The sequence below is a fragment of the Pseudocitrobacter sp. CD920760 genome, assembly GCF_057782505.1.
The window spans coordinates 3,281,807-3,307,535 of sequence record NZ_CM173490.1; the positions used below are offsets into that span (position 1 = coordinate 3,281,807).

At 52.1% G+C, this 25,729-nt stretch carries 20 protein-coding genes, 4 tRNA genes and 1 pseudogene; 15 read left to right on the top strand and 10 right to left on the bottom strand.

Annotated elements, in window-relative coordinates; all coding sequences use genetic code 11:
- Nucleotides 1–37: 37 nt before the first annotated feature.
- Nucleotides 38–2,818: a flavocytochrome c gene (locus AC1MKH_RS15450; protein WP_276220530.1), complete on the bottom strand. Its 2,781-nt coding sequence runs from the start codon at nt 2,816–2,818 to the stop codon at nt 38–40.
- 632 nt (nt 2,819–3,450) lie between these two features.
- Here AC1MKH_RS15450 and AC1MKH_RS15455 point away from each other — a divergent pair.
- Entirely contained in the window at nt 3,451–4,959 is a 1,509-nt protein-coding gene (locus AC1MKH_RS15455; RefSeq protein ID WP_276220396.1) for an anion permease, read from the top strand.
- 54 nt (nt 4,960–5,013) lie between these two features.
- Nucleotides 5,014–6,663, top strand: a complete 1,650-nt coding sequence (fumA, locus tag AC1MKH_RS15460; RefSeq protein ID WP_276220397.1) for a class I fumarate hydratase FumA — start codon at nt 5,014–5,016, stop codon at nt 6,661–6,663.
- Between the two features lie 82 nt (nt 6,664–6,745).
- Here fumA and AC1MKH_RS15465 read toward each other — a convergent pair whose 3' ends face one another.
- Together AC1MKH_RS15465 and AC1MKH_RS15470 are read right to left on the bottom strand one after the other, a co-directional pair.
- Nucleotides 6,746–7,468, bottom strand: coding sequence for a YnfC family lipoprotein (locus tag AC1MKH_RS15465; protein WP_276220398.1), 723 nt, complete (start codon nt 7,466–7,468; stop codon nt 6,746–6,748).
- A 226-nt stretch (nt 7,469–7,694) separates the two neighbouring features.
- On the bottom strand, nt 7,695–8,078 hold the full coding sequence (locus AC1MKH_RS15470) for a VOC family protein (protein WP_276220399.1): 384 nt from the start codon (nt 8,076–8,078) through the stop codon (nt 7,695–7,697).
- Between the two features lie 175 nt (nt 8,079–8,253).
- Between AC1MKH_RS15470 and AC1MKH_RS15475 the strand changes: the two are divergent.
- The 4 genes and pseudogenes from AC1MKH_RS15475 to AC1MKH_RS15490 all read left to right on the top strand — a co-directional run bounded on the left by AC1MKH_RS15475 (nt 8,254) and on the right by AC1MKH_RS15490 (nt 11,372).
- Nucleotides 8,254–9,375: pseudogene (locus AC1MKH_RS15475) on the top strand (alkene reductase).
- Nucleotides 9,376–9,393: 18 nt separating this feature from the next.
- Nucleotides 9,394–9,708, top strand: coding sequence for an ArsR/SmtB family transcription factor (locus AC1MKH_RS15480; RefSeq protein WP_015963915.1), 315 nt, complete (start codon nt 9,394–9,396; stop codon nt 9,706–9,708).
- 110 nt (nt 9,709–9,818) lie between these two features.
- Complete coding sequence (locus AC1MKH_RS15485) at nt 9,819–10,727, top strand: LysR family transcriptional regulator (protein ID WP_276220400.1); 909 nt, start codon at nt 9,819–9,821, stop codon at nt 10,725–10,727.
- Between the two features lie 126 nt (nt 10,728–10,853).
- Complete coding sequence (locus AC1MKH_RS15490; protein ID WP_276220401.1) at nt 10,854–11,372, top strand: SRPBCC family protein; 519 nt, start codon at nt 10,854–10,856, stop codon at nt 11,370–11,372.
- Nucleotides 11,373–11,410: 38 nt separating this feature from the next.
- Here AC1MKH_RS15490 and AC1MKH_RS15495 read toward each other — a convergent pair whose 3' ends face one another.
- Together AC1MKH_RS15495 and AC1MKH_RS15500 are read right to left on the bottom strand one after the other, a co-directional pair.
- Nucleotides 11,411–12,994: an MFS transporter gene (locus AC1MKH_RS15495; protein WP_276220402.1), complete on the bottom strand. Its 1,584-nt coding sequence runs from the start codon at nt 12,992–12,994 to the stop codon at nt 11,411–11,413.
- 109 nt (nt 12,995–13,103) lie between these two features.
- Nucleotides 13,104–13,346 (bottom strand): hypothetical protein, encoded by a 243-nt coding sequence (locus AC1MKH_RS15500; RefSeq protein ID WP_488450866.1) that lies wholly within the window; start codon nt 13,344–13,346, stop codon nt 13,104–13,106.
- A gap of 586 nt (nt 13,347–13,932) precedes the next feature.
- On the opposite strand from AC1MKH_RS15500, the gene AC1MKH_RS15505 reads away from it, so the two are divergent.
- Both AC1MKH_RS15505 and brnQ read left to right on the top strand, forming a co-directional pair.
- Entirely contained in the window at nt 13,933–15,204 is a 1,272-nt protein-coding gene (locus AC1MKH_RS15505; RefSeq protein WP_442961926.1) for an amino acid permease, read from the top strand.
- Nucleotides 15,205–15,262: 58 nt separating this feature from the next.
- On the top strand, nt 15,263–16,588 hold the full coding sequence (brnQ, locus tag AC1MKH_RS15510) for a branched-chain amino acid transport system II carrier protein (protein WP_276220405.1): 1,326 nt from the start codon (nt 15,263–15,265) through the stop codon (nt 16,586–16,588).
- A gap of 167 nt (nt 16,589–16,755) precedes the next feature.
- Here brnQ and AC1MKH_RS15515 read toward each other — a convergent pair.
- Nucleotides 16,756–16,845 (bottom strand) — tRNA-Ser (locus AC1MKH_RS15515).
- A 90-nt stretch (nt 16,846–16,935) separates the two neighbouring features.
- Between AC1MKH_RS15515 and mtfA the strand changes: the two genes are divergently transcribed.
- Together mtfA and AC1MKH_RS15525 are read left to right on the top strand one after the other, a co-directional pair.
- Nucleotides 16,936–17,733, top strand: a complete 798-nt coding sequence (mtfA, locus tag AC1MKH_RS15520; protein WP_276220406.1) for a DgsA anti-repressor MtfA — start codon at nt 16,936–16,938, stop codon at nt 17,731–17,733.
- A 100-nt stretch (nt 17,734–17,833) separates the two neighbouring features.
- Nucleotides 17,834–17,909: transfer RNA gene (locus AC1MKH_RS15525), tRNA-Asn, on the top strand.
- Nucleotides 17,910–17,947: 38 nt separating this feature from the next.
- On the opposite strand, the gene cbl is transcribed toward AC1MKH_RS15525, so the two are convergent.
- On the bottom strand, nt 17,948–18,898 hold the full coding sequence (cbl, locus tag AC1MKH_RS15530; protein ID WP_276220407.1) for an HTH-type transcriptional regulator Cbl: 951 nt from the start codon (nt 18,896–18,898) through the stop codon (nt 17,948–17,950).
- A 101-nt stretch (nt 18,899–18,999) separates the two neighbouring features.
- Nucleotides 19,000–19,917 (bottom strand): nitrogen assimilation transcriptional regulator NAC, encoded by a 918-nt coding sequence (gene nac, locus AC1MKH_RS15535; RefSeq protein ID WP_108475194.1) that lies wholly within the window; start codon nt 19,915–19,917, stop codon nt 19,000–19,002.
- A gap of 309 nt (nt 19,918–20,226) precedes the next feature.
- Here nac and AC1MKH_RS15540 point away from each other — a divergent pair.
- Nucleotides 20,227–20,302: transfer RNA gene (locus AC1MKH_RS15540), tRNA-Asn, on the top strand.
- Nucleotides 20,303–20,358: 56 nt separating this feature from the next.
- Here AC1MKH_RS15540 and AC1MKH_RS15545 read toward each other — a convergent pair.
- Nucleotides 20,359–21,435: a glycosyltransferase family 9 protein gene (locus AC1MKH_RS15545; RefSeq protein WP_276220408.1), complete on the bottom strand. Its 1,077-nt coding sequence runs from the start codon at nt 21,433–21,435 to the stop codon at nt 20,359–20,361.
- Between the two features lie 292 nt (nt 21,436–21,727).
- Here AC1MKH_RS15545 and shiA point away from each other — a divergent pair, with 292 nt between their 5' ends.
- From shiA to AC1MKH_RS15565, 4 genes are all read left to right on the top strand, one after another.
- A complete protein-coding gene (gene shiA / locus AC1MKH_RS15550; RefSeq protein WP_276220409.1) occupies nt 21,728–23,041 on the top strand; it encodes a shikimate transporter in 1,314 nt (437 codons plus the stop codon).
- A 114-nt stretch (nt 23,042–23,155) separates the two neighbouring features.
- Entirely contained in the window at nt 23,156–24,604 is a 1,449-nt protein-coding gene (locus AC1MKH_RS15555) for an AMP nucleosidase (protein WP_276220410.1), read from the top strand.
- A 205-nt stretch (nt 24,605–24,809) separates the two neighbouring features.
- Nucleotides 24,810–25,202 carry a type II toxin-antitoxin system RelE/ParE family toxin gene (locus AC1MKH_RS15560; protein WP_276220411.1) on the top strand — a complete coding sequence of 131 codons (393 nt, stop codon included), beginning with the start codon at nt 24,810–24,812 and terminating at the stop codon, nt 25,200–25,202.
- Nucleotides 25,168–25,470, top strand: a complete 303-nt coding sequence (locus AC1MKH_RS15565) for a helix-turn-helix domain-containing protein (protein ID WP_276220412.1) — start codon at nt 25,168–25,170, stop codon at nt 25,468–25,470. The genes AC1MKH_RS15560 and AC1MKH_RS15565 overlap by 35 nt, the downstream gene beginning before the upstream one ends.
- A 46-nt stretch (nt 25,471–25,516) precedes the next feature.
- On the opposite strand, the gene AC1MKH_RS15570 is transcribed toward AC1MKH_RS15565, so the two are convergent.
- A tRNA-Asn gene (locus AC1MKH_RS15570) sits at nt 25,517–25,592 on the bottom strand.
- Nucleotides 25,593–25,729: the final 137 nt, after the last annotated feature.

A 25,729-nucleotide genomic window follows, 5' to 3' on the forward strand; every position in this document is an offset into this window, starting at 1 on the left:
AACCCGGTAGCCTGGGCTACCGGGGTTTCATGGGCTGCTAGCTGCGTTTTGCGCGCATTGCGGCCTGATGACCGGCGAGTGTACCAAAGATAATGATATCGGCGACAGCGTTACCGCCGATACGGTTGCCACCGTGGATGCCGCCAACCACTTCGCCTGCGGCGTACGCCCCGGCGATCACCTTGTGCGCTTTATCCAGCACGCAGGTATCGGTATTGATGGTCACGCCGCCCATGGTGTGGTGCACACCTGGCGCAATCTGAATCGCGTGGAACGGGCCTTCGTTGATTGGCGCACGCAGCGCGGTCGTACGACCGAAGTCATCATCGTGCTGTTTTTCAACAAAACCGTTATAGCGTTCCAGTGTTGCCAGGAAAGCGTCTTCATTAAGCCCCAGTTTTTTCGCCAGGTCGCGCGGTGAGCTGGCGCTGGTGACAAAGCCACGGCCAATGTACTCATCAGCGGCTTTGTTTTTCGCCCGAACATGCTCATCAAACACGATGTAGGCATATTTTTCCGGCAGCGCGATGATTTGCGCGGAGACTTTGTCGCGGGTTTCCATTTCATTGAAGAAGCGGTTGCCCTGTTGATTGACCAGAATCGCCCCGCCGCCGCGGATAGATTCGGAAATCAGGTACGATGTTTTCTGCTCAACGGTCGGGTGAATCTGAATTTCGCCCATATCCACCGTGCCAGCACCAATGTTTTCCAGAAGCGAGATACCGCCACCGGTTGCGCCTTTATGGTTGGTGGTGACGAAGCCCGCCAGATCCGGACGGTATTTCACCACCATCGCGCTGTTGGCGCTGAAGCCACCGGTCGCCACGATAATGCTTTTGGTTGCGACGGTAAGCGCCTCTTTCTCTTCGGTCAGCAGACGAACTGCGGAAACTTCGCCGCCATCCATCACGATATCCACGACGGAAGTATCGAGCATCACATCAATATTGCGTTTGTTGACGTTACGCACCAGGCCACTGATCAGATAGCCGCCAACCGCCGACCCGTCACGTGGACGGTGGGTACGGTCGATGCTCATCCCGCCGGTAGTGGTGATGTCGTTCAGCATAATGCCGCGCGTCGCCAGCCATTCGATGGCTTCTGGTGCGTTTTCGACAAAGCGACGCAGCAGTTCCGGGTTGTTTTTGTTTTTCCCGCCTTTCAGGGTTTCCTGGTAGAACAGCTCTTTGCTGTCCTGAATCCCTTTCACACGCTGGAAGCGAGTTTCCGCCGCGTTCATCCCGGCAGAGGCTTTGATGGTATTCCCACCAATGGTTGGCATTTTTTCGACAATCAGCACGCTTGCGCCTTCGTCGTGCGCCTGAATCGCCGCAGCCAGACCCGCACCGCCGCTACCCACAACCACAACGTCGTAGCTTTTCGCTTCTTCGACGTTACCGCCCTCTTCTGCCACCAGCGCTTTGCTCGATTTCAGCATCGCTTTAGAGACGGCTTTTTTCACTGCTTCACTCTGACTGGTTGCGCCAGAAATAGCATCAACGTGCGGGGTGTTCGCATCGAGAATACGGGTACGAATCTCTTCAAAACTGGTGGTGAATTCCACGCTTTGATCCGGCGCGCTCGCCAGTTCGATATCGGCGATACGGTCCGTATCCAGGCTGACGTTGATAACCAGTTCATTGGTGTCGTCCATCACGGTTTCCACAAAGGTACCCGCTTTGAATTTGGACTCGCCCATGCTCATGTCGCGGATCATCGCTTCAACCAGGAAGAAACGCCACAGCGGTTCCGGGATGCATAAGGCTTCACGCTGGGTGCTGTCGATGAACAGTTCCGGCGCTTCATTACGCGCAATGCGGTCAGTCCAGTCCGGATAGGCGATGCAGGCGCGTCCCACGGCGACCAGGTCATAACCGTTATCCAGCGCGGTATCGACATCCGCTTCGTTCACTACGCCGCCCACGCCCATTACCGGGATTTGCGCGAGCGTTTCAGAACGCATGGCGACATATTTTTGAATCAGCGGCGTCGGATCGTTGGTCTCGACGATAGAAGGACGCAGCGTAGCGCCTACGGAGAAGTGCAGGTAATCGACGCCGCGCTCCGCCAGTTTTTCCAGCAGATACATGGTGTCGTCAAAACGGATACCGGGGACTTCCATCTCTTCCGGTGAGAAGCGATAACCGATAATGAACGCGTCATCAGCATACTGGCGCACCATTTTATGGGTGATATCCAGTACTGCCAGCGGGAATTTTGCGCGATTGTCGCGGCTACCGCCCCACTCATCGTCACGCTGGTTGGAGTTCGGCGAGTAGAATTGTTGAATCAGATAGGTGTTGGCGCCATGAATTTCCACGCCGTCGAAACCGGCCTGGATTGCACGACGTACCGCATCGCCGAATTTACCGACCATGCCATACACTTCTTCCGTGGTCAGGGCGACCGGGGTTGCGGCTCCGTCACGCGGTGCAGCTACGGCGCTTGGGCCTACCGGCGTACGGCCGCCAATCAACTTCGGATCGACCATACGGCCGCCGTGGTAGATCTGCAGCAGCGCTTTAGAACCTTTAGATTTGATCGCTTCGGCAATTTTCGCCAGGCCAGCGATTTTGTCGTCGTTGTCGATACCCAGCGCGCCTGGGAAGGCGAGGCCGAGATCGTCAACAAAGCAGCACTCAACGATGATGGTACCGATGCTGCCAGAACGGGCGCGATAGTACTCAATCAGCTCGCTGCTGACTGAACCGTCGTAATACCCCGAACATGTGGTCATCGGGGCCATGAACAAACGGTTTTTAATTTCAGTCCCGTTCGGTAAGGTGAATGACTCAAGTATGCGATGGTTTGTGTTCATCATATAAAACTCCAAACTTTAAAAATTGAAATCTGCGAATTCTGAATCGGTGTGTATTTGAGTTATTTTTTCTTGCCGATATTGATGCTACTAATATAATGGTATTTTTAGTTACGAAAGTAATTACGTTAGTTATAAAACTAATTAAGTACCGCTATAACACCAATACCCCCATAGTGTTATTAATTAAAAAATAATTTGTTCACAATTATTTAAATTATTATTACTTTTACGCTACCTCTTAAGGCGCAGTTCAACCCTCAACGAAACCCAAAACAACCAATTAAAATCAATATCTTAGACAAACGAAAACTTATGTTCTATATTTAAGATACACGCGATCTCGCGAGTCATTAGCGACCAATACCCTTATAGTCCAACAGGGTTATTCAAAAATAATAAAAAGCGCGTTATCGTCCTGTTTTTTTGATCGAGATCAATTGCCTTATTCTTTAAAAGAGCATTAAATAAATATAAAGAATTCCTGATTTATCGCTAACGAAATAGCGCTAAATTTCCATGCCAGTAATACAAAAAGCCGCCTTTAATAATTAAATAAAGTAAAAAAACTAAAGAAAGCAAAAAGTCATTTCTGGCATAACCGAATTACTAACAACTTAAGACGCAAAACTATGAATGAGAAAACCGCCGTAACGCCCCCCGTGGCGAGCAAGCCAAAAGACGGAAAGAAAAACCGTCTGATGATGATGGCACTGCCGATTATCGTCGCCGTGCTGCTGCTGTTTGTGCCGGTTCCTGAAGGGCTGCCGCCGTATGCCTGGCACTACTTCGCTATCTTTGTCGGCGTAATTGTCGGCCTGATTTTCGAACCCCTGCCGGGTGCGGTCATCGGTCTGACGGGCGTCGTCGCCATCGCATTATGCAGCCAGTGGGTGCTTTTCAGCCCGGAACAGCTGGCCGATCCAAAATTCAAACTGGCAGGCGCGTCCTTCAAATGGGCGGTGAGCGGCTTCGGTAACTCAACCGTTTGGCTGATTTTCGGTGCCTTTATGTTTGCCGCCGGTTATGACAAAACTCGCTTCGGTCGCCGCCTGGCGCTGATTCTGGTGAAATACCTGGGTCGTCGCAGCCTGACGCTCGGTTATGCTATTACCTTTGCAGACCTGCTGCTGGCACCGTTCACCCCGTCCAACACCGCCCGTAGCGGCGGGACAATCTACCCGATTATCGCCAACCTGCCGCCGCTGTACGGTTCTAAACCGAACGACCCGAGCGCGCGTAAAATTGGTTCTTACCTGATGTGGGTGGCAATTACCGCCGCGTGTATCACCAGTTCTATGTTCCTTTCCGCACTGGCACCAAACCTGCTGGCGCTGGCGCTGGTGAAAAGTATTCTCGGTATCACCATCTCCTGGGGCACCTGGTTCATCGCCTTCCTGCCGCTGGGTATCCTGCTGATTCTGACCATGCCGCTGCTGGCTTACTGGTTCTATCCGCCGGAAGTGAAAGTGAACGACGAAGTGCCGCTGTGGGCGAGCCGTGAACTGGAAAAACTGGGCAAACTGTCACGTAACGAAATTCTGCTGCTGGTCTTCGTGTGCTGTGCGCTGCTGATGTGGATCTTCGCTGCGGCGTGGATTGAACCGGCAATGGCGGCCCTGTTAATCGTCGGCCTGATGCTGTGGACCGGCGTGCTGGAGTGGAACGATATCACCGGCAACAAAGCCGCATGGAACACCTTTGTATGGTTCGCAACGTTAGTTGCGCTGGCCGACGGCCTCTCCTCTACTGGCTTTATCAGCTGGTTGGGTAAAGAAGGCGGCCTGCTGATGAGCGGCATCTCTCCGGGTGTGGCAACCGTTGTTCTGCTGCTGGCGTTCTACCTGCTGCACTACCTGTTTGCCAGCACCACCGCACACACCACGGCGCTGCTGCCCGCGATGCTGACCATCGCCGCCACTATCCCAGGCATGAATATGGAAGTGTTCGTCCTGCTGATGGTGACATCACTGGGTATCATGGGGATCATCACCCCGTACGGTACTGGCCCGAGCCCGATTTACTACGGGAGCGGCTACCTGCCGACCAAAGACTACTGGCGGTTAGGCACCATCTTCGGTGCCATCTTCCTGGCGGCCCTGCTGCTGATTGGTTACCCGTGGATGTCCATGATGTTCTGATTCTCAACCGCCGGAGGGTAACGTCCGGCGGTTTTATTTTATGGAGCAATAGCTATGTCGAATAAACCTTTTGTTTACCAGAACCCCTTCCCGCTTGGCAAAGATGACACCGAATACTATCTGCTGAGCCGCGAGCATGTTTCCGTTGCCGAATTTGAAGGCCAGGAAATTCTCAAAGTTGAACCAGAAGCGCTGACGCTGCTGGCACAGCAGGCTTTCCATGACGCCTCTTTCATGCTGCGCCCTTCTCACCAGAAACAGGTTGCCGCCATCCTGAACGACCCGGAAGCCAGCGAAAACGACAAATACGTCGCACTGCAATTCCTGCGCAACTCGGAAATCGCGGCCAAAGGCGTGCTGCCGACCTGCCAGGATACCGGTACTGCCATCATCATGGGTAAAAAAGGCCAGCGTGTGTGGACCGGTGGCGGCGATGAAGCCGCTCTGGCGCGCGGTGTTTACAACACTTACACCGAAGATAACCTGCGCTACTCACAGAACGCCCCGCTGGATATGTACAACGAGGTGAACACCAAAACCAACCTGCCTGCGCAGATTGATCTCTACAGCGTTGATGGCGACGAGTATAAGTTCCTGTGCGTCGCCAAAGGCGGCGGTTCAGCGAACAAAACCTATCTCTATCAGGAAACTAAGGCGCTGATCACCCCGGCGAAACTGAAAAACTATCTGGTTGAGAAAATGCGTACGCTGGGTACGGCGGCCTGCCCTCCTTACCACATCGCATTCGTGATTGGCGGTACATCCGCTGAGAGCACGCTGAAAACCGTAAAACTGGCGTCAACCCGCTACTATGACAGCCTGCCAACCGAAGGCAACGAACACGGTCAGGCGTTCCGTGACGTTAAGCTGGAGCAAGAACTGTTACAGGAAGCGCAGAATCTGGGCCTCGGCGCACAGTTCGGCGGCAAATATTTCGCTCACGATATCCGCGTGATCCGTCTGCCGCGTCACGGCGCATCCTGCCCGGTCGGCATGGGCGTTTCCTGCTCGGCGGACCGTAATATCAAAGCGAAGATCAACCGTGACGGTATCTGGATCGAGAAGATGGAGCACAATCCGGCGCAGTACATCCCGGAAGCACTGCGTCAGCAGGGTGAAGGCAGTGCCATTGCTATCAATCTGAACCAGCCGATGAGTGAAATTCTGGCACAGCTTTCAGCACATCCGGTATCTACCCGCCTGTCGCTGAATGGGACGATTATCGTTGCCCGTGATATCGCGCACGCCAAACTGAAAGAGCTGATTGATAACGGTGAAGAGCTGCCGCAGTATGTGAAAGATCACCCAATCTACTATGCAGGCCCGGCTAAAACACCGGAAGGATATGCTTCTGGATCTCTCGGCCCAACCACCGCAGGTCGTATGGACAGCTACGTGGATCTGTTGCAGTCGCACGGCGCAAGCATGGTAATGCTGGCGAAGGGCAACCGCAGCCAGCAGGTCACCGATGCCTGTAAACAGCACGGCGGTTTCTACCTCGGCAGCATCGGCGGCCCGGCGGCGATTCTGGCGCAGGACAGCATTAAGAGTCTGGAATGCGTGGCGTATCCTGAACTGGGTATGGAAGCCATCTGGAAAATCGAAGTGGAGAACTTCCCGGCCTTTATCCTGGTGGATGATAAAGGGAATGATTTCTTCCAGCAGATCCAGAACAAACAGTGCTCAGGGTGTTCGCAGCATTAATCGCGTAAAAAAGCCTGATTTGCTTCGCTTATCAGGCCGACATGACGAAGCCAGGCATCCGCCTGGCTTTTTTGTGTTTGTCTCAATAAAACGTCGCTTGCGTATACACTTTCAACCTGAGCGGCTTTTTGCCCGGCTTATCTTCCCAGGTAATGGTCAAATCACACTCTCTCGGCGTACCGCGTTCATCGTACTGACAGACGCTGTTGGTGGCATAGTTTTCTGAATAGCGTGAGGAGTTGATCAGCGTGTAATCCAGCGGCTTATGCTCCGGGTCACTGTACATCACTACGTTCGAGGCCGTTACCCCGCGTGAGGAGTAGAACTTCGTCATATTGACGTTGCCGCGTTCATCATACAGATATTCAGAGACTTTATTGCCCATAAAACGTGTCGACATCAGTAGACCATTATTCGCGGTATTGTATTCTTCCAGACCGCCATTTTCTGTTTTTGACACAATATTACATTTTTCATCTAATGACATAGTAATAATTGACCAGTCTTTAATTCCTTTGAGCGTTCGTCCATCGCGCCTGAGAATCAATTCCGATCGCTTTCGTTTATCATTAAATTGCAGACTATCAAGGCATCCATTTTGACTTAGCGTCGCTTCCAGTTCATATATCGCCTGCCCTTTTTCGTTCTCAATAGCGACGCTTAATTCTTTGACCGGGCCGCTAATAGGAGTAAATCCATATAACAATGAAAGATTATATAAAACAGGCACATAAGAATTGCTCGCCAATGCAGAGGTTGATAACACGAAAAAACCGAGCAATGGTATTTTCTTATTAAAGAACATAAGACCCTCCGTCATTGGCTATTATTGTTTTATCATAGTAAGCCACAATCAGCACGGGCGCTCAATATCTCAAACAATTATTTTTATATGGAATTATCCTATCAAAAGATAAATACAGGGCAATCACTGCGTAGCCATCATACAGGATACGTAATAATTCACAGAATATTCCCTGATGGTGTGAGAAATGACATCAGGGAATCATTCTTAAATGCCGAAATAACGTTTACTCAACAATCTCAATTAAATTACCATCGGGATCTTTAATCACTGCTTCATAGTAACCGTCCCCGGTGGTACGCGGGGGTGAGACTAATATCCCCTGCGTTTGTGCTTTCTGCGCCAGGGCATCGACTTTGATCTTCGCGCCGACGGCAATCGCCAGATGCACCCAACCGCTGGTGTTGTTATCCGGCTCGCGTGCACTTAATCCTGGTTTGGTCATCAGCTCAATAGCCACATCCTCGCCAATCTTAACAAAGTAAGATTCAAAGCCGGGATTGGTTTTGCTGCAGTACTTTTCGTTGATTGATCCCTCAAAGAAATCAACCCAGAAGCGAGCCTGAGCCTCAAGCTGTCGCGTCCAAAGTGCAATGTGGGCAACTTTCATCTTTCACCTCTTTCTCAGATTTTAATCAGTAACCAGTTGTCTGCTCGGCTTATTTTTCCTCACTATGCCAGTAATCAGCGCAGAAATCGTCACCTTAAAATTGCAATTTGCATTTACACATTTAAATTTATAAATATAATAACCCACACCTTTTGTAGCAGAAGAATGCTTGATTATGAAAAACGACACTCTCTTTAGCCCACTCTCCCTGGGCGGCCTGACCTTACGCAACCGCGTGATCCTGCCGCCGCTGACTCGCTGTCGCAGCGAACAACCGGGGAATGTGCCTGGCCCGCTGATGGTTGAATATTATCGCCAACGCGCCAGCGCCGGGCTGCTGATCACCGAAGGCACGCAGATTGAACCCCGTGGCCAGGGCTACGCCTGGACGCCGGGCATTCACAGTGATGCCTAGGTTGCAGGCTGGAAAAAAGTGACGGATGCCGTCCATCAGCAAGGCGGTGTGATTTTCTGCCAACTCTGGCACGTTGGGCGCGTGTCGCACACCTCGCTTCAGCCGAATCAACAGCCGCCAGTGGCACCGTCGGCCATTGCCGCCACGAACGTGCGTGTTTTTATCGAAACCGAGCCCGGTGAAGGCATGCTGACCGCCCCGAGCCAGCCGCGTGAGCTGAGTACGGCAGAGGTCAAAGAACTGGTCGAGTTCTACCGACAGGCCGCTATTAACGCTAAACGTGCCGGCTTCGACGGCGTGGAACTGCATGCGGCGAACGGGTATCTCATCAATCAGTTTATTTCTGAACACACCAACCAGCGTACGGACGAATACGGCGGCAACCTGACAAACCGCCTGCGCTTTTTAAAGGAAGTCACCGATGCGGTGAGTGATGTGTTTGGCAGCCAGCGCGTCGGCGTGCGTTTCTCACCGCTGTTCACCACCACCGACGAAGACAGAGTCTATCTCGGCCTGGTCGAATCGGACCCGCATGAAACCTGGACCACCGCTGCCCGCCTGCTGAACGATACCGGTGTGGGTTATCTCTCCATTGCCGAAGCAGACTGGAACAACAGCCCGGACCTGCCGGAAGATTTCCGCGCCGCGCTGCGCGTCGCATTCCGCAATCCGATTATGTATGCGGGCCGCTACACGGCAGAAAAAGCGCAGCGCATGCTGGCAAACCACTGGGGCGATATGTTTGGTTTTGGTCGCCCGTTTATCGCCAACCCGGACCTTCCGGCGCGTCTGAAAAACGGCTTCCCGCTGAATGCGGTGGATGAATCATCCATGTATGGCGGCGGCAGTAACGGGTATACTGATTACCCGGTTTATTCATAAACAGAGTAATGAGGTCGCATGACACCTGAAAACGCCATGAAGTTACTGTCGAATCCCACGCGCGTTGCCATTCTGAAATGGCTGAAAAACCCGCACGAGTCATTCGCCGAGTACAGCCAACTTTATGACTATGATGTCTATGGTGTCTGCGCCAGTCTGATTCAGGACAAAGCCGGGCTCTCGCAGCCCGCCACCTCCCTGTGCCTGAAGGCGATGCAGGAAGCGGGCTTGCTGGAGGCCAGTAAGGTCGGAAAATGGACCTACTATCGGCGCGTTGAATCGGGCATTGATACTATGGCCCACAATGTTTCTGAGTTTCTGGAACACCTCTGATCCCTCGGGCGACACCTCGTCGCCCGATTTGCTTCGCCGCTGCATAGACACCACCCCGCCCAGACGCTAGCATTCCATAACTATTCTTATCGCATCGTGACGCTTACATTATGAATAATGATATCAGATCGCTGGATCTCAACCTCCTGAAGGCGCTCGACGCATTGATTGACGAAGGCAGCGTCACCCGCGCCGCCCAGCGGCTTTCGCTGACGCAACCCGCCGTCAGCGGCATGCTGACGCGCTTACGCGACTATTTTGGCGATCCGCTGTTTGTTCGCGCACAGCGTGGCATGGTGCCCACGGCACGGGCCCGCGAGCTTGCCGCGCCGGTGAAGCAGATCCTGACCGATATCTCTATCCTGCTGAAGCCCGCCCATTTCGACCCGTTGAGCGCCGAAATGACCTGCTCGATTATGGCCACCGATTACGCGTTAAAAGCGGTGATAGTGCCGCTAATGAGTGCGCTAAAAAAACGCGCACCGGGTATTCGTGTCGCCGTGCGTCCGGTTGATGATGAACGTCTGTTTTCCCTGCTGGAGCGTGGCGATGTTGACCTGGCGCTGGTCACGCCTGCAACGACACCCGGCGATCTTCACGGGCGTGCGCTGTATGAGGAGGAGTACGTTTGCATGCTGCGCGCCGATCATCCTGTCGCCGTCTCGGGCACACTCAGTCTCGACCAGTTTTGCGCGCAGGACCACATTCTCGTTTCCTCAGAAGGCGGTTTCTGGGGCGTGACTGACGAGGCGCTGGCAGCGCTTGGCCGCACACGGCATGTCGGCATGTCCGTAAACAGCTTCCTTGTATTGCCGGAAATTTTACGGATGACGGATATGATTGCCGTCGTGCCCCGCCGTCTTGCCCTACAGCATGAACATTTGACCATTATGCCGCCACCGCTGGACGTGCCCGGCTTCACCAAAAGTATGGCCTGGCACGAACGTAACCATCGTGACCCTGCGCATCAGTGGATACGGGCGCTCTGCGTCGAGGTTAGCCAGAACGCCTCATCCTGATATAAGTTATCTTATGAATTATATCGTGATCGCTAATTTGTCTTATAAGTGAATTTGCCGATAATAGCTTCATACCGCTGAGATGCACGCCTTCAGCGCCATTGACATGATTTGAGGAGATACACTATGAACGCAATTAACTGGCCAGAAGGTTTTGTTCCGGGCTTCACCGATAACTTCGTCTCAAACGAAATGATCATTGCCGGGCTTAGCGTGAGCGACGTTTGGCCGTTCCTCAACCAGCCTTTCCTGTGGCCGGACTACTACAAAAATTCCGCAGATGTTCGTTTCTACGATAATAAAGGCCCGGAACTGGAAAACGGCGTCCGTTTTTACTTCAGCACTTTCGGCTTCCCGGTGGAATCTCAGGTCGTCGAGCATGTCCCGCCAGCTGAGAGACAACCCGCGCGCGTCGCCTGGCATGGTTGGTCTGGTGAAGAGAATGCCGCCGATCGTCTCGATGTACACCACGCGTGGCTGCTGGAAGACTTGCCGGGTAACCGCGTGCGTATTCTGACCCAGGAAACACAGAACGGCCAGCCAGCAAAAGCACTCGCCGCCACACGCCCTAACCCAATGCTTAACGGGCACCAGGAGTGGCTGGACGGATTGGTTGCTGCGGCGATGAGTGCGAAGAAAGCGTGATGAATTCGCGTCAGGGGCCACGCCCCTGACGCGGTTATTTATGGCCTGGATGTGGTAATAAAGTGCCGTACTTTTGGCGGTTCATCACCCGTGTGATATTGCAGGAGTTCTGCCTGGATATCCGCATCAGCCTTTGACACCCTTCTGTGCTGGCGCAAATGTTCCGCCCAGGACTCCACCATAAACCACTCCAGTAAAATGCGCGGATTGGCAGAATCTTCGGTGATCCCCCAGTTATAGGCCCCATCCCGCCGCCGTTCGTACGCCAGGTTATAAATGGCTTTCAGGAAAGGCGCGCGATGCTGCGGATCAACGTCGTATTCAATCTGAATCAGCACGGGCCCGCGATCGTGCTCAACCACCTCTGCCGTCAGCGGCTCTGGCCAATGGTTGGACGGCAGCAGATCCGATTCCCCTTTTGGCAGGCGCAGGCGATAACTGACAACACCAATAACAATGATGCCAATAGCGCCAATGAACAGGGTTTCCTGAACGCCAGCCGATTGCGCCAGTGCCCCCCAGGCCAGGCTCCCCGCCGTCATCGCCCCATTAAAGACGGTCAGGTAGACCGCCAGCGAGCGGCCACGAACCCAGTTCGGTAAAATCGACTGCGCTACGCCGTTGAATGTGGTCAGCGCAATAATCCAGCCGCAGCCCAGCACTACCAACGCCACCACGGCCAGCCATTGTGGCGGCGCAATCGACAGCAGCGCCATCACGGAAGCGGTAATGATCGACGCCAGTAAAAGCAGGCCATCCGCGCTGCATTTTTGCCGCAATGTGGGTAACAGAAACGCGCCAGCAATCGCCCCTACGCCGACTGCGCCCAGCAAAATCCCGTAGAAGCCGGCATCACCGCCCAGCACGCGGCGTGCAACCAGCGGAAGCAACGCCCAAACGGAGCTGCAAAACGCGAAGAACAGAAACGTGCGCAACAGCACAACGTGCAGCTCACGGCTGGCCATGGTGTAGCGCAACCCGGCACGAAAAGCACCGAGGAATTTTTCCGCCAGCTCATCGCTATCGGTTTTCGCTCTTTTCCACCACAGCAGGGCCGTGATCACAAACAGATAACTGATAACATCCACGCCGTAAGTAACTGATGTACCGAAGGTTGCCAGTACAATCCCGCCCAGCGCCGGACCAATCGCGCGTGCGATATTGATGCCCAGCGAGTTCAGCGCGACGGCATCACGCAAATCCTGCTTCTTCACCAGCTCAGGCACAATCGCCTGCCAGGTTGGCCCCATTAACGCCGCGCCGATCCCACCTACAAAGGTAAGCGCCACCAGCGAAAGAATGGTTTGCAGCCCCGTTGCGGAAAGCAGCAACAGGCAAATACTGACGCTTGCCATCAATATCTGAATACCAATTAAGAATTTACGGCGATCAAGAATATCAGAGAGTACCCCGGCAGGGATGGCGAGCAGGAAAACCGGCAGCGTCGCCGCAGCCTGAACCATCGCAACGGCCAGAGGCGAAGAAGAGAGATCGGTCACTAACCATGAGCTGGCAATATCACGTGCGAAAGAGCCTATATTGCCAATAATTGTTGCAACCCACAGAACTGCGAATACAGTCTGGCGTAATGGGCCAAAGCCGCTGGAGGCGGTGGTCGTCATTATTCATCCTCAACAAAAAGTCGTGGATTAAATTTAGCCTAAGGGCATGTGTATTACACGCAATAGTATTAAAAGCGCCCCGAATATTTATCCGGGGCGTACAGGGAATTTAACGGAAATCGAGGACATCAGGCTTTGAAGAGGGGTAACGATCGACATGCTGTGGAGCAAAGCCCTTTAGCTGATCGCGATAAAAGCGCAAACGCTGTTGGAAGTGCTCAGACATCTCTAACGGCATATTACCCACGACAGCGCGTGCGCACAGGCCACGTTGTTCATACTCCATTTTCGCAACGGTAAAGGCAATGAAATCTACGTTAGTTTTCATAGACTTTGGACAAAACTCAAACATATAAGCTCCTTTATTGTTTGTTTTCTCCACCCGACATACAGTCGGTTTTTTAAGCATAGCCTGTTTTCTGACCGTTGAGTTAAATACACCTGAAACGAAGGGGGTTACTTACCCATATTTTAATTTATGCAGATATCTATACGCAGGGTTTCACATCATCCAAATATCCGACTGCTCATCCTCTACGCCTGAAAGTTCATCTTTTCGGATTGCCCGTCGTCGTCATCCCCGCTCATTGTGCGAAGGCCGGAGTGCATCAAAAGTAGTCGCTGTGTAATCACTTACTCATCCTTAAGTTAATCCATTGAAACAATTATGCTACGCGCAGTTTAAATCATACTTAAAAATTAATTTTCTTGATTTTATTCTTTAAAGAACAGATTAATTGTGGTAATAAAATAATACACGGGATTATACTTAATAACTTCACATTACAGATTTAAGCATCATCTCGCATTCACTCATTGTTCACACCGTGACCAATTAATGAATTAGAACCAGGTAACAAAAGGAACTGTTATTTTATATGCAAATGGAAGAAAACATAGCATTTATATTTTGACAGTTACGAGCATTAATAATAAAAATGGTTACCAACACAATAAACAATATTGCATCACCCACATCGGCATGGAAGTTTAAAGATACAATCTGGTCCATGGGAGTTTATGGCGCAACCGTCGGAGCCGGTGTTTTGTTCCTTCCGGTTGAAATAGCCATGCGCGGGCCGCTGGTCTATTTGTTGCTGATTATCCTTAGCCTGCCGCTCTCGATGATCCCGCATATGCTGATTTGCCGCGTATTTATGCGCGAAGAAGGTCCGAAGGATAAGTCACTTCCGCTCTTCAATAGCTTCTTTGATCACAAAGGTAAAAAGGCGATTAAAGTCTTTTACTGTTTTTCTAACTTTCCGGTCACTCTGGTTTATGGTATTTCGCTGGTTAATGCTATCAACAGCTACGTGATAACCCATTTGCATTTACCGGGTATTAACCGTGCGGTGCTGTCGTTTATCGTTGTGGCGATTTTATTTTTACTGTTGAGCCGGGGCCGCGATAAAGTTGTCGGCATGATGTCGGTACTTGTTTTACCTTTCGCTGTCACCGTCACGCTCATCGCAGCCTTTCAAATTCCACAATGGAACCTCGCCAACGTGATGCCTGCTATTCATGGCGTCGGGCAGCAACCCGCAGGCAACTCCCTTAAAAACATCTGGCTTACCATTCCCCTTATCACCTTCGCCTTCTGCTCCGTGCCGTTGATGTCGCCACTGGCATCGTTTTATCGTGAAGCCGGACACGGCGGTGAAGAAAAATCCGTAAGGGTCATCAAAGTCGCTTATTTCAGCATCTATGCCAGCATCATCTTTTTCGTTACCAGTTGCCTGTTAAGTATTCCGCACGATGTCTTTGCGCTGGCTAAATCGCAGAATTTGAACGTGCTTTCCGTACTGCAAAAAGATAACAGTAATATCGTCCTTTTTTACATTGCCCCGTTTATTGCCATTATCGGCATGACCAAGTCGTTTTTAGGCATTTGTTTATCCGTCGCTGAAACCTTTGCCCGCATGGTCAGTGACGCGCTTGGCGAAAAAGAGGACACGCCACATAAAAAAGGGAAACTCATTGCGTGGCTTATCATGTTCGGCATCTCTTATGTCATCGTGTATATTAACCCCGATGTCATCGAACTGATTGAGAAATTCTGCGGACCGCTTCAGGCAATCTTCCTGTTTCTAATCCCTGTTTATTTAATCTACAGTCGAAGCGCGCTCAAAAGTTTGCGTGGTATTCGCCCTCTGGTGGTCCTGATTGGCGGTATTCTGACCGTATCTGCGCTTTTTTATTCCCTGTTCTGAGAGGAAAACGACGCTGCCTGCACGCGAAAAACCGTGTACGTCAGCGTCCATAATAACGATGAAAACATTATCTACACGCGACATTATCTCTCTCGGCTGTATGGCTTTTGCGCTATTTATGGGCGCGGGAAACATTATTTTCCCGCCCATTATTGGCTTACATTCAGGCGAAAACATTCTCTATTCCGGTAGCGGTTTTCTGATTTCCGCCGTGGGTTTACCCGTGGTCACGATCGTTGCGCTGGCGCGCGTTGGCGGAAAAATGAATCAACTGAGCGAACATCTTGGTCCCGTCACGGGTCTGATTCTGGCGCTGGTTTGCTATCTTTGCCTGGGGCCACTGTTTGTGGTTCCGCGCACAACCACCGTGTCGTTTGAAGTGGGCATTTCGCCGTTGATCGGCAACGATGGTCACCAGTTGGCTATTTATAGTCTTATCTACTTTGCGCTGGTTTACCTGTTTTCACTGTACCCCGGCAAACTCCTTGACCTGATTGGCGGCGTTCTGGCGCCCATCAAAATTGTCGCGCTGATTATTCTTGGCGCCTCGGCCTTTTTTGTCGTCTGGCACTACCACCTGGGTTCTGTCTCCGAGGCGTATCACTCTCATCCCTTTTCAAACGGCTTCGTCAGCGGCTATCTCACCATGGATACGCTGAGCGCGCTGGTCTTTGGTAGTGTCATTGTTAATGCCATCCACTCACGCGGGGTGAGCGAAAGCACACTCATCACACGCTACACGATTATCGCCGGGTTAATTGCCGGAAGCGGATTAATTCTCGTCTACATCGCGCTGTTCCGCCTGGGGCTGGTGAGCTATGAGTTTGTGCCTGATGCCAGCAACGGTGCCGAGGTATTGCACGCCTTCGTACAGCATACCTTCGGCGAAACCGGCAGCCTGTTCCTGGCACTGCTTATTTTCATCGCCTGCCTGGTGACGGCTATCGGCCTCACCAGCGCCTGTGCCAGTTGGTTTAGCAACCTTATCCCGCTGTCATATAAAACGATGGTGTTGGTGATTGCCGTGCTGTCGTTCGGTATTTCAAACCTGGGACTCACGCGTTTAATTACCGTCTCCGTACCGCTACTGACAGCGGTCTATCCGCCCTGTATCGCCATTGTGCTGCTGAGTTTCACCACATCATGGTGGAAAAATCCCGCGCGCGTCTTTGCACCTGTAGTGGCGGTTGCCTGCGTATTTGGCCTGGTAGATGGCATCATCGCCAGCCCGCTAAACGGAATGCTGAATCAAGTTCCTTCACACCTGCTGAAACCGCTACCGCTGTTTAGTCAAAGCCTTGAATGGTTGCTGCCCTGTGCGGTGGTGTTGGTTATTGCGTCGGTCATTGACGGTAAAAAACGACAGGAAGCGTACGAGGATTAATCCGGTTTTAAGCCAATAAAGGGTGTGCGCAAGGCGTGCATCCTTTTTTTTGCTAATACTGACGTAAAGCAATGAGCAATTGACGGAAGATTTTAGGTTGGGATTCTCTCAGATTACCTCAATGCGAGTTGAGTCACTGAAAATTAATGCGGTAAGTGCTTGAATAATGGCGGAGAGAGGGGGATTTGAACCCCCGGTAGAGTTGCCCCTACTCCGGTTTTCGAGACCGGTCCATTCAGCCGCTCTGGCATCTCTCCGTTTTGATGGTTGCCATGATGCCAGGTTATTTGGCATTTTAACAGACCCAGTCTCTTCAATTGCGTTCAAGTGACGAGTTTGCGAGCAAAATGATGATTAAATGGCCCTGGAAGGCAGATGAGTCTGCTGAAAAAACCGACATCCCGTGGGAACAAGCGTTCTCCGTCCCACTTTTAGCCAATCTCAGCGCAGATGAACAAACCAAACTCCGCGTGCTTGCCGATCGTTTTTTGCAGCAAAAGCGGCTGGTTCCTCTTCAGGGATTAGTGCTGGAGCCTATCACTCAGGCACGTATTGCGCTGCTATTTTGCCTGCCGATAATGGAACTGGGGCTCGAATGGCTTGATGGCTTCCACGAGGTGCTCATCTACCCCGCGCCCTTCGTGGTGGATGATGAATGGGAAGATGATATTGGCCTCGTGCATAATCAACGCGTGGTGCAGTCCGGTCAAAGCTGGCAACAGGGGCCCATCATTCTCAACTGGCTCGACATTCAGGACTCCTTCGACGCATCCGGCTTCAATCTGGTCATCCATGAAGTCGCGCATAAACTCGATACCCGTAATGGCGATCGCGCCAGCGGCATTCCGTTGATTCCGCTGCGGGAAGTTGCAGGCTGGGAGCACGATCTCCATGCGGCGATGGATAATATTCAGGATGAGATTGATTTAGTGGGTGAAAGCGCCGCCAGCATTGATGCTTACGCGGCAACCGATCCGGCAGAGTGTTTCGCCGTGCTGTCCGAATATTTTTTCAGCGCCCCCGAACTTTTCGCTCCGCGCTTCCCGGCACTGTGGCAGCGTTTTTGCCAGTTCTACCGCCAGGACCCGCTCGCACGTATGCGCGATAACGACACGCAGGAAGATATTTCACCGGTAGTTCACTAAAACAACAGCTTGCGCTAAATTCATGCAATTGAATCAGGCAGTTAAATTTAGTGTTGACACAATATTACGGGGCCAGTAGTATTCGCCCCGTTCACACGATTCCTCTGTAGTTCAGTCGGTAGAACGGCGGACTGTTAATCCGTATGTCACTGGTTCGAGTCCAGTCAGAGGAGCCAAATTTAGAAAAGCCCGCTTATTGCGGGCTTTTTGCTTTTTAGATTTGATAATCCAGTGCCAGCTCATCTGGCTCCATCGCCTGCCGTTTAATTTCCTCCAGCGACAACCCGGCATTACACAATTCGATAAAACGCCAGACATAATTACGCTGCAACTGCCCGCGTTTAAGCCCCAACCACACCGTGTTGGCATCAAACAAATGATGCGTATCCAGTCGCACAAGTTTCCCGGACTCCTGAACATCACCAGACTGTTCAGCCACCAGCCCAATGCCCAGCCCCAGTTCAACGTAAGTTTTGATAACGTCTGAATCCTGCGCGCTGAGGACGATATCCGGCAACAGCCCTTTGCGGTTGAAGGCTTCATCAATACGCGAGCGCCCGGTGATCCCCTGGCGATAAGTAATCAGCGGCCAACGCGCGATGGCTTCCAGCGTCAGCGGTGTGATTTGCGTCAGAGGGTGATCGTGCGGTACCAGCACATTGTGATGCCAGCGGAACCAGGGAAAAGCCACCAGCGTACTGTCATTGCTCAATCGCTCGCTGGCAATGCCAATATCCGCGCCACCGTTATGCAGCAGCGTCTCGATTTCCTGCGGTGTCCCCTGTACCAGTTCCAGACGCACATCCGGGAATATTTCACGAAAGGCTTTAATCACCGGTGGCAGGCTATAGCGCGCCTGGGTATGCGTGGTTGCGACCGTCAGAACGCCCGAACCATCATTGGTGAAAAGATCGGCAAGACGACGAACGTTACTTGCCTCATTCAAAATACGTTCGGCAATCACCAACAACGCTTTACCCGGTTCGGTCATCCCCAGCAGTCGCTTTCCGCGGCGGATGAAGATCTCAATCCCCAGCTCTTCCTCCAGCTCACGGATATGACGGCTTACACCCGATTGCGACGTGTATAGCATATTGGCAACTTCAGTCAGGTTGTAATCCTGCCTTGCTGCTTCACGAATTATTTTTAGTTGCTGGAAGTTCACCTTCCCCTCCGGGTCAAACAGACATTGCACTATTGTTAAAGTCTGTCGCCTCCGCTAACAAATAATAAAAACCAGCAACTTATTCCTTAAAAGAATATACGTTAGCTCACCAGCTGCAATTCGCGGTTATCCAGCGCCGGTCGACTGACCAGTGAAATCAAAATTTCTTTCACCGCCTGCGCCTGAGGAGAGAGCGACCCACGGGCTGACATATTCAGCGACAACGGCAGGCTCATTGATGGCGTGGTGATTCGGGCCATCCAGCCATTCGCCGCCTGTGATAGCGTTCGCGCGGCCGACTCCGGCAGAACGGTGACGCCCATTCCACTGGCAATCGCCGCCGTCAGCGTAGAAATAGATTCTATCTCACCAATGATTTTGGCCGTCAGACGACGCAGCGAAAACGCCTCATCCACCCGGGCACGGACTGCGCTGTAATCGCGCGGCAGGAACAGGTTCATTTCAGCAACCGCCGTTAAATCGATACTCTGCCCCGGACAATCACGCGTGCCGACCAGGTAGAGATCTTCTTTCAGCAACGGCTGACTGTTAACGCCCGCCACGGGAGAGCGGTCGTAAAGTACCGCCATATCCAGCTGGCCGCTCAGCAGTTTGTCATTCAACGCCGCGCCGCTGTTTTCATGAAGATAAATCAGCACCTCCGGCAGTTCGTTACGCACGGCTTGCAACAGCGGCATGGTGATAGACGATGCCGCTGTACCCGGTGCCAGACCAATGGAGACCGGGCCGCTTAACGTTTGCCCGACATTATTCACCGCCAGCTGCGCCTGCTCACACTGGCGCAGTATCGTACGCGCATGGGTATAAAGCACTTTCCCCGCTTCCGTTGGCGTAACGCCGCGCTTGGTGCGGATCAGTAATTGCTGATCGAGCTCCCCCTCCAGAGTGGCAACCTGCTGGCTCAGTGCGGGCTGTGCGATATGTAACACTTCAGCGGCCTGGGTCAGGCTACCGATATCGACGATTTTCACAAAGTACTTCAGTCGTCTTAAGTTCATTTTGCCTCCTGTACTGCCAACAATGGCGTTTAGATATCGAAGGAGTTGCAAGATGCTTGCCAGCTTTTTAAGAAAAGGCGTCACGGGCGCGTAACAAGGCTTTCCAATCGATAAGCGCATTTTCGCAGGCAGTCAGAAGATGTTGATCTGCCCCATTAGGGGTAAATTCGCACCACCCCGGTGCAAATCAGCTAAAAAATAGCCATTCATCGGTGAATTGCTGAAATTGTCAGCAAACGAACACAAAGTGGAGAGACACCCTTTGACAAGCCAGAAGCACCCCGTTAATATGCGCCCCGTTCACACGATTCCTCTGTAGTTCAGTCGGTAGAACGGCGGACTGTTAATCCGTATGTCACTGGTTCGAGTCCAGTCAGAGGAGCCAAATTTAGAAAAGCCCGCTTATTGCGGGCTTTTTGCTTTTTTATGGCGAGTTGCGTGTTACCTCGCAGAACGCGGTTGCCTGTCGATTCTCATCAAAATTCGCCGTAACGTTACTTCAAACTCATTCATATTGATGTGGTCAATATCTCTCCCCACCACAATGTTTTCTGCAATATCCTGCATCGTCGGCCAGCGTGTTTTATAATCCGCGTAGATTGCAATCGCTGGCGTATTATAAGCACTGGCCATATGCAGTATTGATGTGTCCGGTGTGATAGCCAGAAAAGCGTCTTTAATAATGGTCGCCGATCGCATCAGTGAGGGGCTCAACGATAATCGATAAACATTACGGCACGATTCCGTGAGTTTTTCCGCACTCTCAATCCCCCTGGGGCCGTGAACAATGACAATCGGCATATCACATTCATATTGAATTATCGCAATAAGATTCTGCGCAACAGAGTATGACAACGTTCTTGCCGCGATGCTGCCTTCTAAATTGATGGCGATATAGGGCCCCAGCGCACAGGTTTCTCGACGCACCTCGGTGATGGCCTCAGCACTTAGCGGGAATTCATACTTCGCAGCAACAGCAGGAAAACCCGCATCTCTCATTAACGTCGCCCAGGTCATAGGGACAGGCGCGCGAAGGTGCTGGTCCATTCTGGAGGCTATCTTACATAACGGGGAGTAGCATTTCTGAGTTAGCCCTACTGCCTGATAGTTAATTCCAGCTTTAAGCGTGCGGATAAAAACCATCGTTTTGAGATTCTTTTTACGCATTGCCTCGATGCAAAGGTCGGGTGTGCCATATTGTTCTTTTATCGTCTTCGCGATCTTTTTTATTTCAGCAATCGTGGCATGGTCCTGCATCGTCATCGTCATGACAGTTAACTTTGTATTATTAAGCGTCAAAGCCTCAAATACGGGTTTATTCAGCGTGGATGACACAATTAACAGATGTGCTATTGGTTGTTGTTCCAGCGCGCGAATAAGAGGATAAATCGCCATGGCATCCCCAACCTGGTCGGGAATGTGAATAACAACAAACTTTATATCATTAATATGAATGTTTTTAGCATTATAATCATAAAAATTAAATATTATATTCCTGAACATCGTTAGCAATGGCATTAAGTCGCGACAACTCCCTGTCGAATAAAATATTATGTTTTGCCGCAGTCTATCAGATCTCTCGCCATCGACTTCATAGTTCTGCGCATCGTATTGTGATCCATTCTGAAAAATTGAATAATTTTACTGCGCAACTAAGTGTAATCTTATCGTTACGGAAAAATTCAGCACATAAAACCATTTCCCTGCCGAGTCAGTCGCGGTAGTCTCATAAGCACCAGTTATGGACTGGTGCAATGTGTACAATTTTATTTACGAATATAAGAAAAAGAACGGTACAGACAGGATAACTATGGACTCCACCCTCACCTCCACGCGTCTCCAGGAGAAAACACCTTCACTTAGCCGCGCCCGACGCGCCGCACTCGGCAGCTTTGCCGGAGCCGTCGTCGACTGGTACGATTTTCTGCTTTATGGCATTACCGCCGCGCTGGTCTTCAACCGAGAATTCTTTCCACAGGTAAGCCCGGCGATGGGTACACTGGCCGCGTTCGCAACCTTCGGCGTCGGATTCCTGTTTCGCCCGCTTGGCGGAGTGATCTTTGGTCATTTCGGCGATCGTCTTGGCCGTAAACGTATGCTGATGCTGACCGTCTGGATGATGGGCGGCGCGACGGCATTGATCGGCCTGCTGCCCTCCTTTGCTTCGGCAGGATGGTGGGCGCCCGCGTTGCTGGTCACGCTGCGCGCTATTCAGGGGTTTGCCGTTGGCGGTGAATGGGGCGGCGCCGCACTGCTCTCGGTAGAGAGCGCGCCCGAGAATAAAAAAGCGTTCTATAGCAGCGGCGTGCAGGTGGGTTATGGCGTGGGGCTGCTGCTTTCCACCGGGCTGGTTTCGCTTATCAGCATGCTCACCACCGACGAACAGTTCCTGAGCTGGGGCTGGCGCATTCCCTTCCTGTTTAGCGTTGTACTGGTACTTGGCGCGTTATGGGTTCGTAACGGAATGGAAGAGTCCGAGGAGTTCGAACAGCAGCAGCAAACGCCGCCGGTCAAACAACGTCTGCCGGTAATGGAGGCGCTGGCGCGTCATCCTGGCGCTTTCCTGAAGATTATCGGTTTACGCCTGTGCGAGCTGCTGACCATGTACATCGTCACCGCCTTCGCCCTCAACTACTCGACGCAGAATCTCGGGCTGCCCCGCGAACTTTTCCTCAACATTGGCCTGCTGGTCGGTGGCGTAAGCTGTCTGACTATCCCCTTCTTTGCCTGGCTCGCCGATCGCTTCGGCCGACGCCGCGTCTACATTATTGGCGCATTAACCGGCACGATAAGCGCCTTCCCGTTCTTTATGGCTCTGGAAGCGCAATCCCTTTTCTGGATAGTGTTCTTCGCCATCATGCTGGCTAACGTCGCGCATGACATGGTGGTATGCGTTCAGCAGCCAATGTTCACCGGGATGTTTGGCGCCGGCTATCGTTACAGCGGCGCCGGTGTCGGTTATCAGGTCGCAAGCGTGGTTGGCGGGGGATTCACACCGTTCATCGCCGCAGCGCTGGTCACCTTCTCGGGAGGCGACTGGCACAGCGTAGCCATTTATCTGCTGGCTGGCTGCCTGATATCTGCCGCCACTGCCCTGCTGATGAAGGATAAGCCGCAGGCCTGAGCATCTTGCTTAAAGGTTAATCAGTTGTGACAAAGGCGTCTTCTGACGCTTTTGTTTCATCTGAGGCTGACATACTATCGAAAAACGCCGCAGACCTGACACAAGGAGCGAAGGATGAATACTACGAGCGCAAGCCTGACGCCTGAACAAGCCCTGGAAAAACTTCAGGCACTGTATGACCAGTCGGTCACAGCCCTGCGTAATGCCATTTCCGTGTACATTGACAATCATTCGCTGCCTGATGCCAAAGCACGCGCCGAGGGGCTTTTTGTTTACCCCCAGCTCTCGGTTTCATGGAGTGGAAACGCCCACAAGGCACAGAAAACACGCGCCTTTGGCCGCTTTACCCACTCCGGGTGTTACACCACAACCATCACGCATCCCACATTGTTCCGCCCTTACCTTCTGGAACAGCTCACGTTGCTGCATGAAGATTATGATGCACACATTGAGGTGGGCCTGTCGCAGCATGAGATCCCTTATCCGTACGTGATCGATGGCTTAATGCTTGACCGTTCCATGAGTGCCGACCTGACGCGCTTTTTCCCCACCACGGAGCTGGCGCAAATTGGTGATGAGACTGCGGATGGCATTTTCCATCCCACCGAGTTCTATCCGCTTTCGCACTTTGACGCGCGCCGTGTGGACTTTTCGCTCGCTCGCCTGCGTCACTACACCGGCACGCCGGTAGAACATTTCCAGCCTTTTGTGTTGTTCACCAACTACACCCGTTATGTGGATGAGTTTGTCCGTTGGGGCTGTAGCCAGATTCTCGACCCGGACAGCCCGTACATCGCGCTCTCCTGCGCCGGAGGGATTTGGATTACGGCGGAAACGGAAGCGCCGGAACAAGCGATTTCCGATTTGGCCTGGAAAAAACATCAGATGCCCGCGTGGCACCTCATCACCGCTGACGGCCAGGGGATCACGCTGATTAACATCGGCGTAGGCCCGTCGAACGCCAAAAACATCTGTGACCACCTGGCAGTGCTGCGCCCGGATGTCTGGCTGATGATTGGCCACTGCGGCGGTCTGCGCGAAAGCCAGACCATTGGCGACTACGTTCTGGCGCACGCTTATCTGCGCGACGACCACGTGCTGGATGCGGTGCTGCCGCCCGACATTCCCATCCCAAGCATTGCCGAGGTGCAACGCGCCCTCTATGACGCCACCAAGCAGGTCAGCGGTATGCCAGGCGAAGAGGTTAAACAACGTCTGCGCACCGGCACCGTGGTGACGACGGACGATCGTAACTGGGAGTTGCGCTATTCGGCTTCCGCGCTGCGATTCAACCTCAGCCGTGCCGTGGCGATTGATATGGAAAGCGCCACTATCGCAGCCCAGGGTTATCGCTTCCGCGTACCTTACGGCACCCTGTTGTGCGTCTCTGACAAACCGCTGCATGGCGAAATTAAACTGCCGGGCCAGGCAAACCGTTTCTATGAAGGGGCGATTTCCGAGCATTTGCAGATAGGCATTCGCGCAATTGACCTGCTGCGTGCCGAAGGTGACAAACTGCATTCGCGTAAGCTACGCACCTTTAACGAGCCACCATTCCGGTGATAAGAGATAAAACGGGCCGCCACGGCCCGTTTTTTTTGGAATTTAGTTCGTAACGTCTGAGCCCTCTTTCTGCAAAACATCGAATGTCCGGAACCGCTATTCCACGTTTAACTTTTGATGGATGCCTTCCCGGTTACATCGTTGCATACTGCCAACATAGCATTGCACCTATATAGTTTCTGACCTATATTATTCGGGAGGCTGTGTGTGGTTAATTAAAACAACGGATACGTTCGATCGCTGGTTTATCTCGCTGGGCGACACCGACCGTGCCAGCGTACTCGCTGGTATGATGGTGCTTAGAGTGAAAGGCCCAATGTTACCTCGCCCATGGGCCGATACGCTTAAAGGTTCCCGCTATCGCAACATGAAGGAACTTCGTGTTCAAAGCCAGGGAGATCCCATCCGTGCCTTTTTCGCTTTCGACCCGCATCGCTCAGCCATTCTGCTTTGTGCAGGTAAGAAAACGGGTAATGACAAACAATTCTATGATGAGATGCTGCCGATCGCCGAACGAGAATATAAGCACCATCTGACAAAGCTTAACGATGAGGAAAATCAACATGGGCAGAACGCTGGAACAACTACTAAAGGATGAAAAAACCGAAGTAGTTCAACAGGCAGAAGCAATGGCAGAGGAGATGTTGCTTAATATCCACCTCGCGGAATTGCGAGAAAAGGTCAAGAAGACGCAGGTGGAGATCGCTGAAACACTGGGTGTAAAGCAGCCGACAATCGCGGGAATGGAAAAACCAGGGCGAGATCTAAAACTTTCTACGCTCAAGCGCTATGTAGAAGCCGCTGGCGGGAAATTACGCCTGGATATCGAGCTCCCGGATGGTTCTCATTATGGTTTTGCACTGTAAACGCAGAAAAGCAAAAAGCCCGCTAAAAAGCGGGCTTTTCTAAATTTGGCTCCTCTGACTGGACTCGAACCAGTGACATACGGATTAACAGTCCGCCGTTCTACCGACTGAACTACAGAGGAATCGTGTGAACGGGGCGAATATTAACGGGGTGCCCCGGGGTTGTCAAAGCCTGTTTTCACAAAAAAATACCGTTTGCTGTTTTATTCCACACTTCGGTTAAAAATCATCGGTTTCTGATGATTTTCACAGCAATGGC

What these genes read in the sequence shown, in the direction of transcription:
- AC1MKH_RS15450 (WP_276220530.1), bottom strand. Translation starts at nt 2,818, where the DNA reads ATGAACACAAACCATCGCATACTTGAGTCATTCACCTTACCGAACGGG.
- AC1MKH_RS15455 (WP_276220396.1), top strand. Translation starts at nt 3,451, where the DNA reads ATGAATGAGAAAACCGCCGTAACGCCCCCCGTGGCGAGCAAGCCAAAA.
- fumA (WP_276220397.1), top strand. Translation starts at nt 5,014, where the DNA reads ATGTCGAATAAACCTTTTGTTTACCAGAACCCCTTCCCGCTTGGCAAA.
- AC1MKH_RS15465 (WP_276220398.1), bottom strand. Translation starts at nt 7,468, where the DNA reads ATGTTCTTTAATAAGAAAATACCATTGCTCGGTTTTTTCGTGTTATCA.
- AC1MKH_RS15470 (WP_276220399.1), bottom strand. Translation starts at nt 8,078, where the DNA reads ATGAAAGTTGCCCACATTGCACTTTGGACGCGACAGCTTGAGGCTCAG.
- AC1MKH_RS15480 (WP_015963915.1), top strand. Translation starts at nt 9,394, where the DNA reads ATGACACCTGAAAACGCCATGAAGTTACTGTCGAATCCCACGCGCGTT.
- AC1MKH_RS15485 (WP_276220400.1), top strand. Translation starts at nt 9,819, where the DNA reads ATGAATAATGATATCAGATCGCTGGATCTCAACCTCCTGAAGGCGCTC.
- AC1MKH_RS15490 (WP_276220401.1), top strand. Translation starts at nt 10,854, where the DNA reads ATGAACGCAATTAACTGGCCAGAAGGTTTTGTTCCGGGCTTCACCGAT.
- AC1MKH_RS15495 (WP_276220402.1), bottom strand. Translation starts at nt 12,994, where the DNA reads ATGACGACCACCGCCTCCAGCGGCTTTGGCCCATTACGCCAGACTGTA.
- AC1MKH_RS15500 (WP_488450866.1), bottom strand. Translation starts at nt 13,346, where the DNA reads ATGTTTGAGTTTTGTCCAAAGTCTATGAAAACTAACGTAGATTTCATT.
- AC1MKH_RS15505 (WP_442961926.1), top strand. Translation starts at nt 13,933, where the DNA reads ATGGTTACCAACACAATAAACAATATTGCATCACCCACATCGGCATGG.
- brnQ (WP_276220405.1), top strand. Translation starts at nt 15,263, where the DNA reads ATGAAAACATTATCTACACGCGACATTATCTCTCTCGGCTGTATGGCT.
- mtfA (WP_276220406.1), top strand. Translation starts at nt 16,936, where the DNA reads ATGATGATTAAATGGCCCTGGAAGGCAGATGAGTCTGCTGAAAAAACC.
- nac (WP_108475194.1), bottom strand. Translation starts at nt 19,917, where the DNA reads ATGAACTTAAGACGACTGAAGTACTTTGTGAAAATCGTCGATATCGGT.
- AC1MKH_RS15545 (WP_276220408.1), bottom strand. Translation starts at nt 21,435, where the DNA reads ATGCCATTGCTAACGATGTTCAGGAATATAATATTTAATTTTTATGAT.
- shiA (WP_276220409.1), top strand. Translation starts at nt 21,728, where the DNA reads ATGGACTCCACCCTCACCTCCACGCGTCTCCAGGAGAAAACACCTTCA.
- AC1MKH_RS15555 (WP_276220410.1), top strand. Translation starts at nt 23,156, where the DNA reads ATGAATACTACGAGCGCAAGCCTGACGCCTGAACAAGCCCTGGAAAAA.
- AC1MKH_RS15565 (WP_276220412.1), top strand. Translation starts at nt 25,168, where the DNA reads ATGGGCAGAACGCTGGAACAACTACTAAAGGATGAAAAAACCGAAGTA.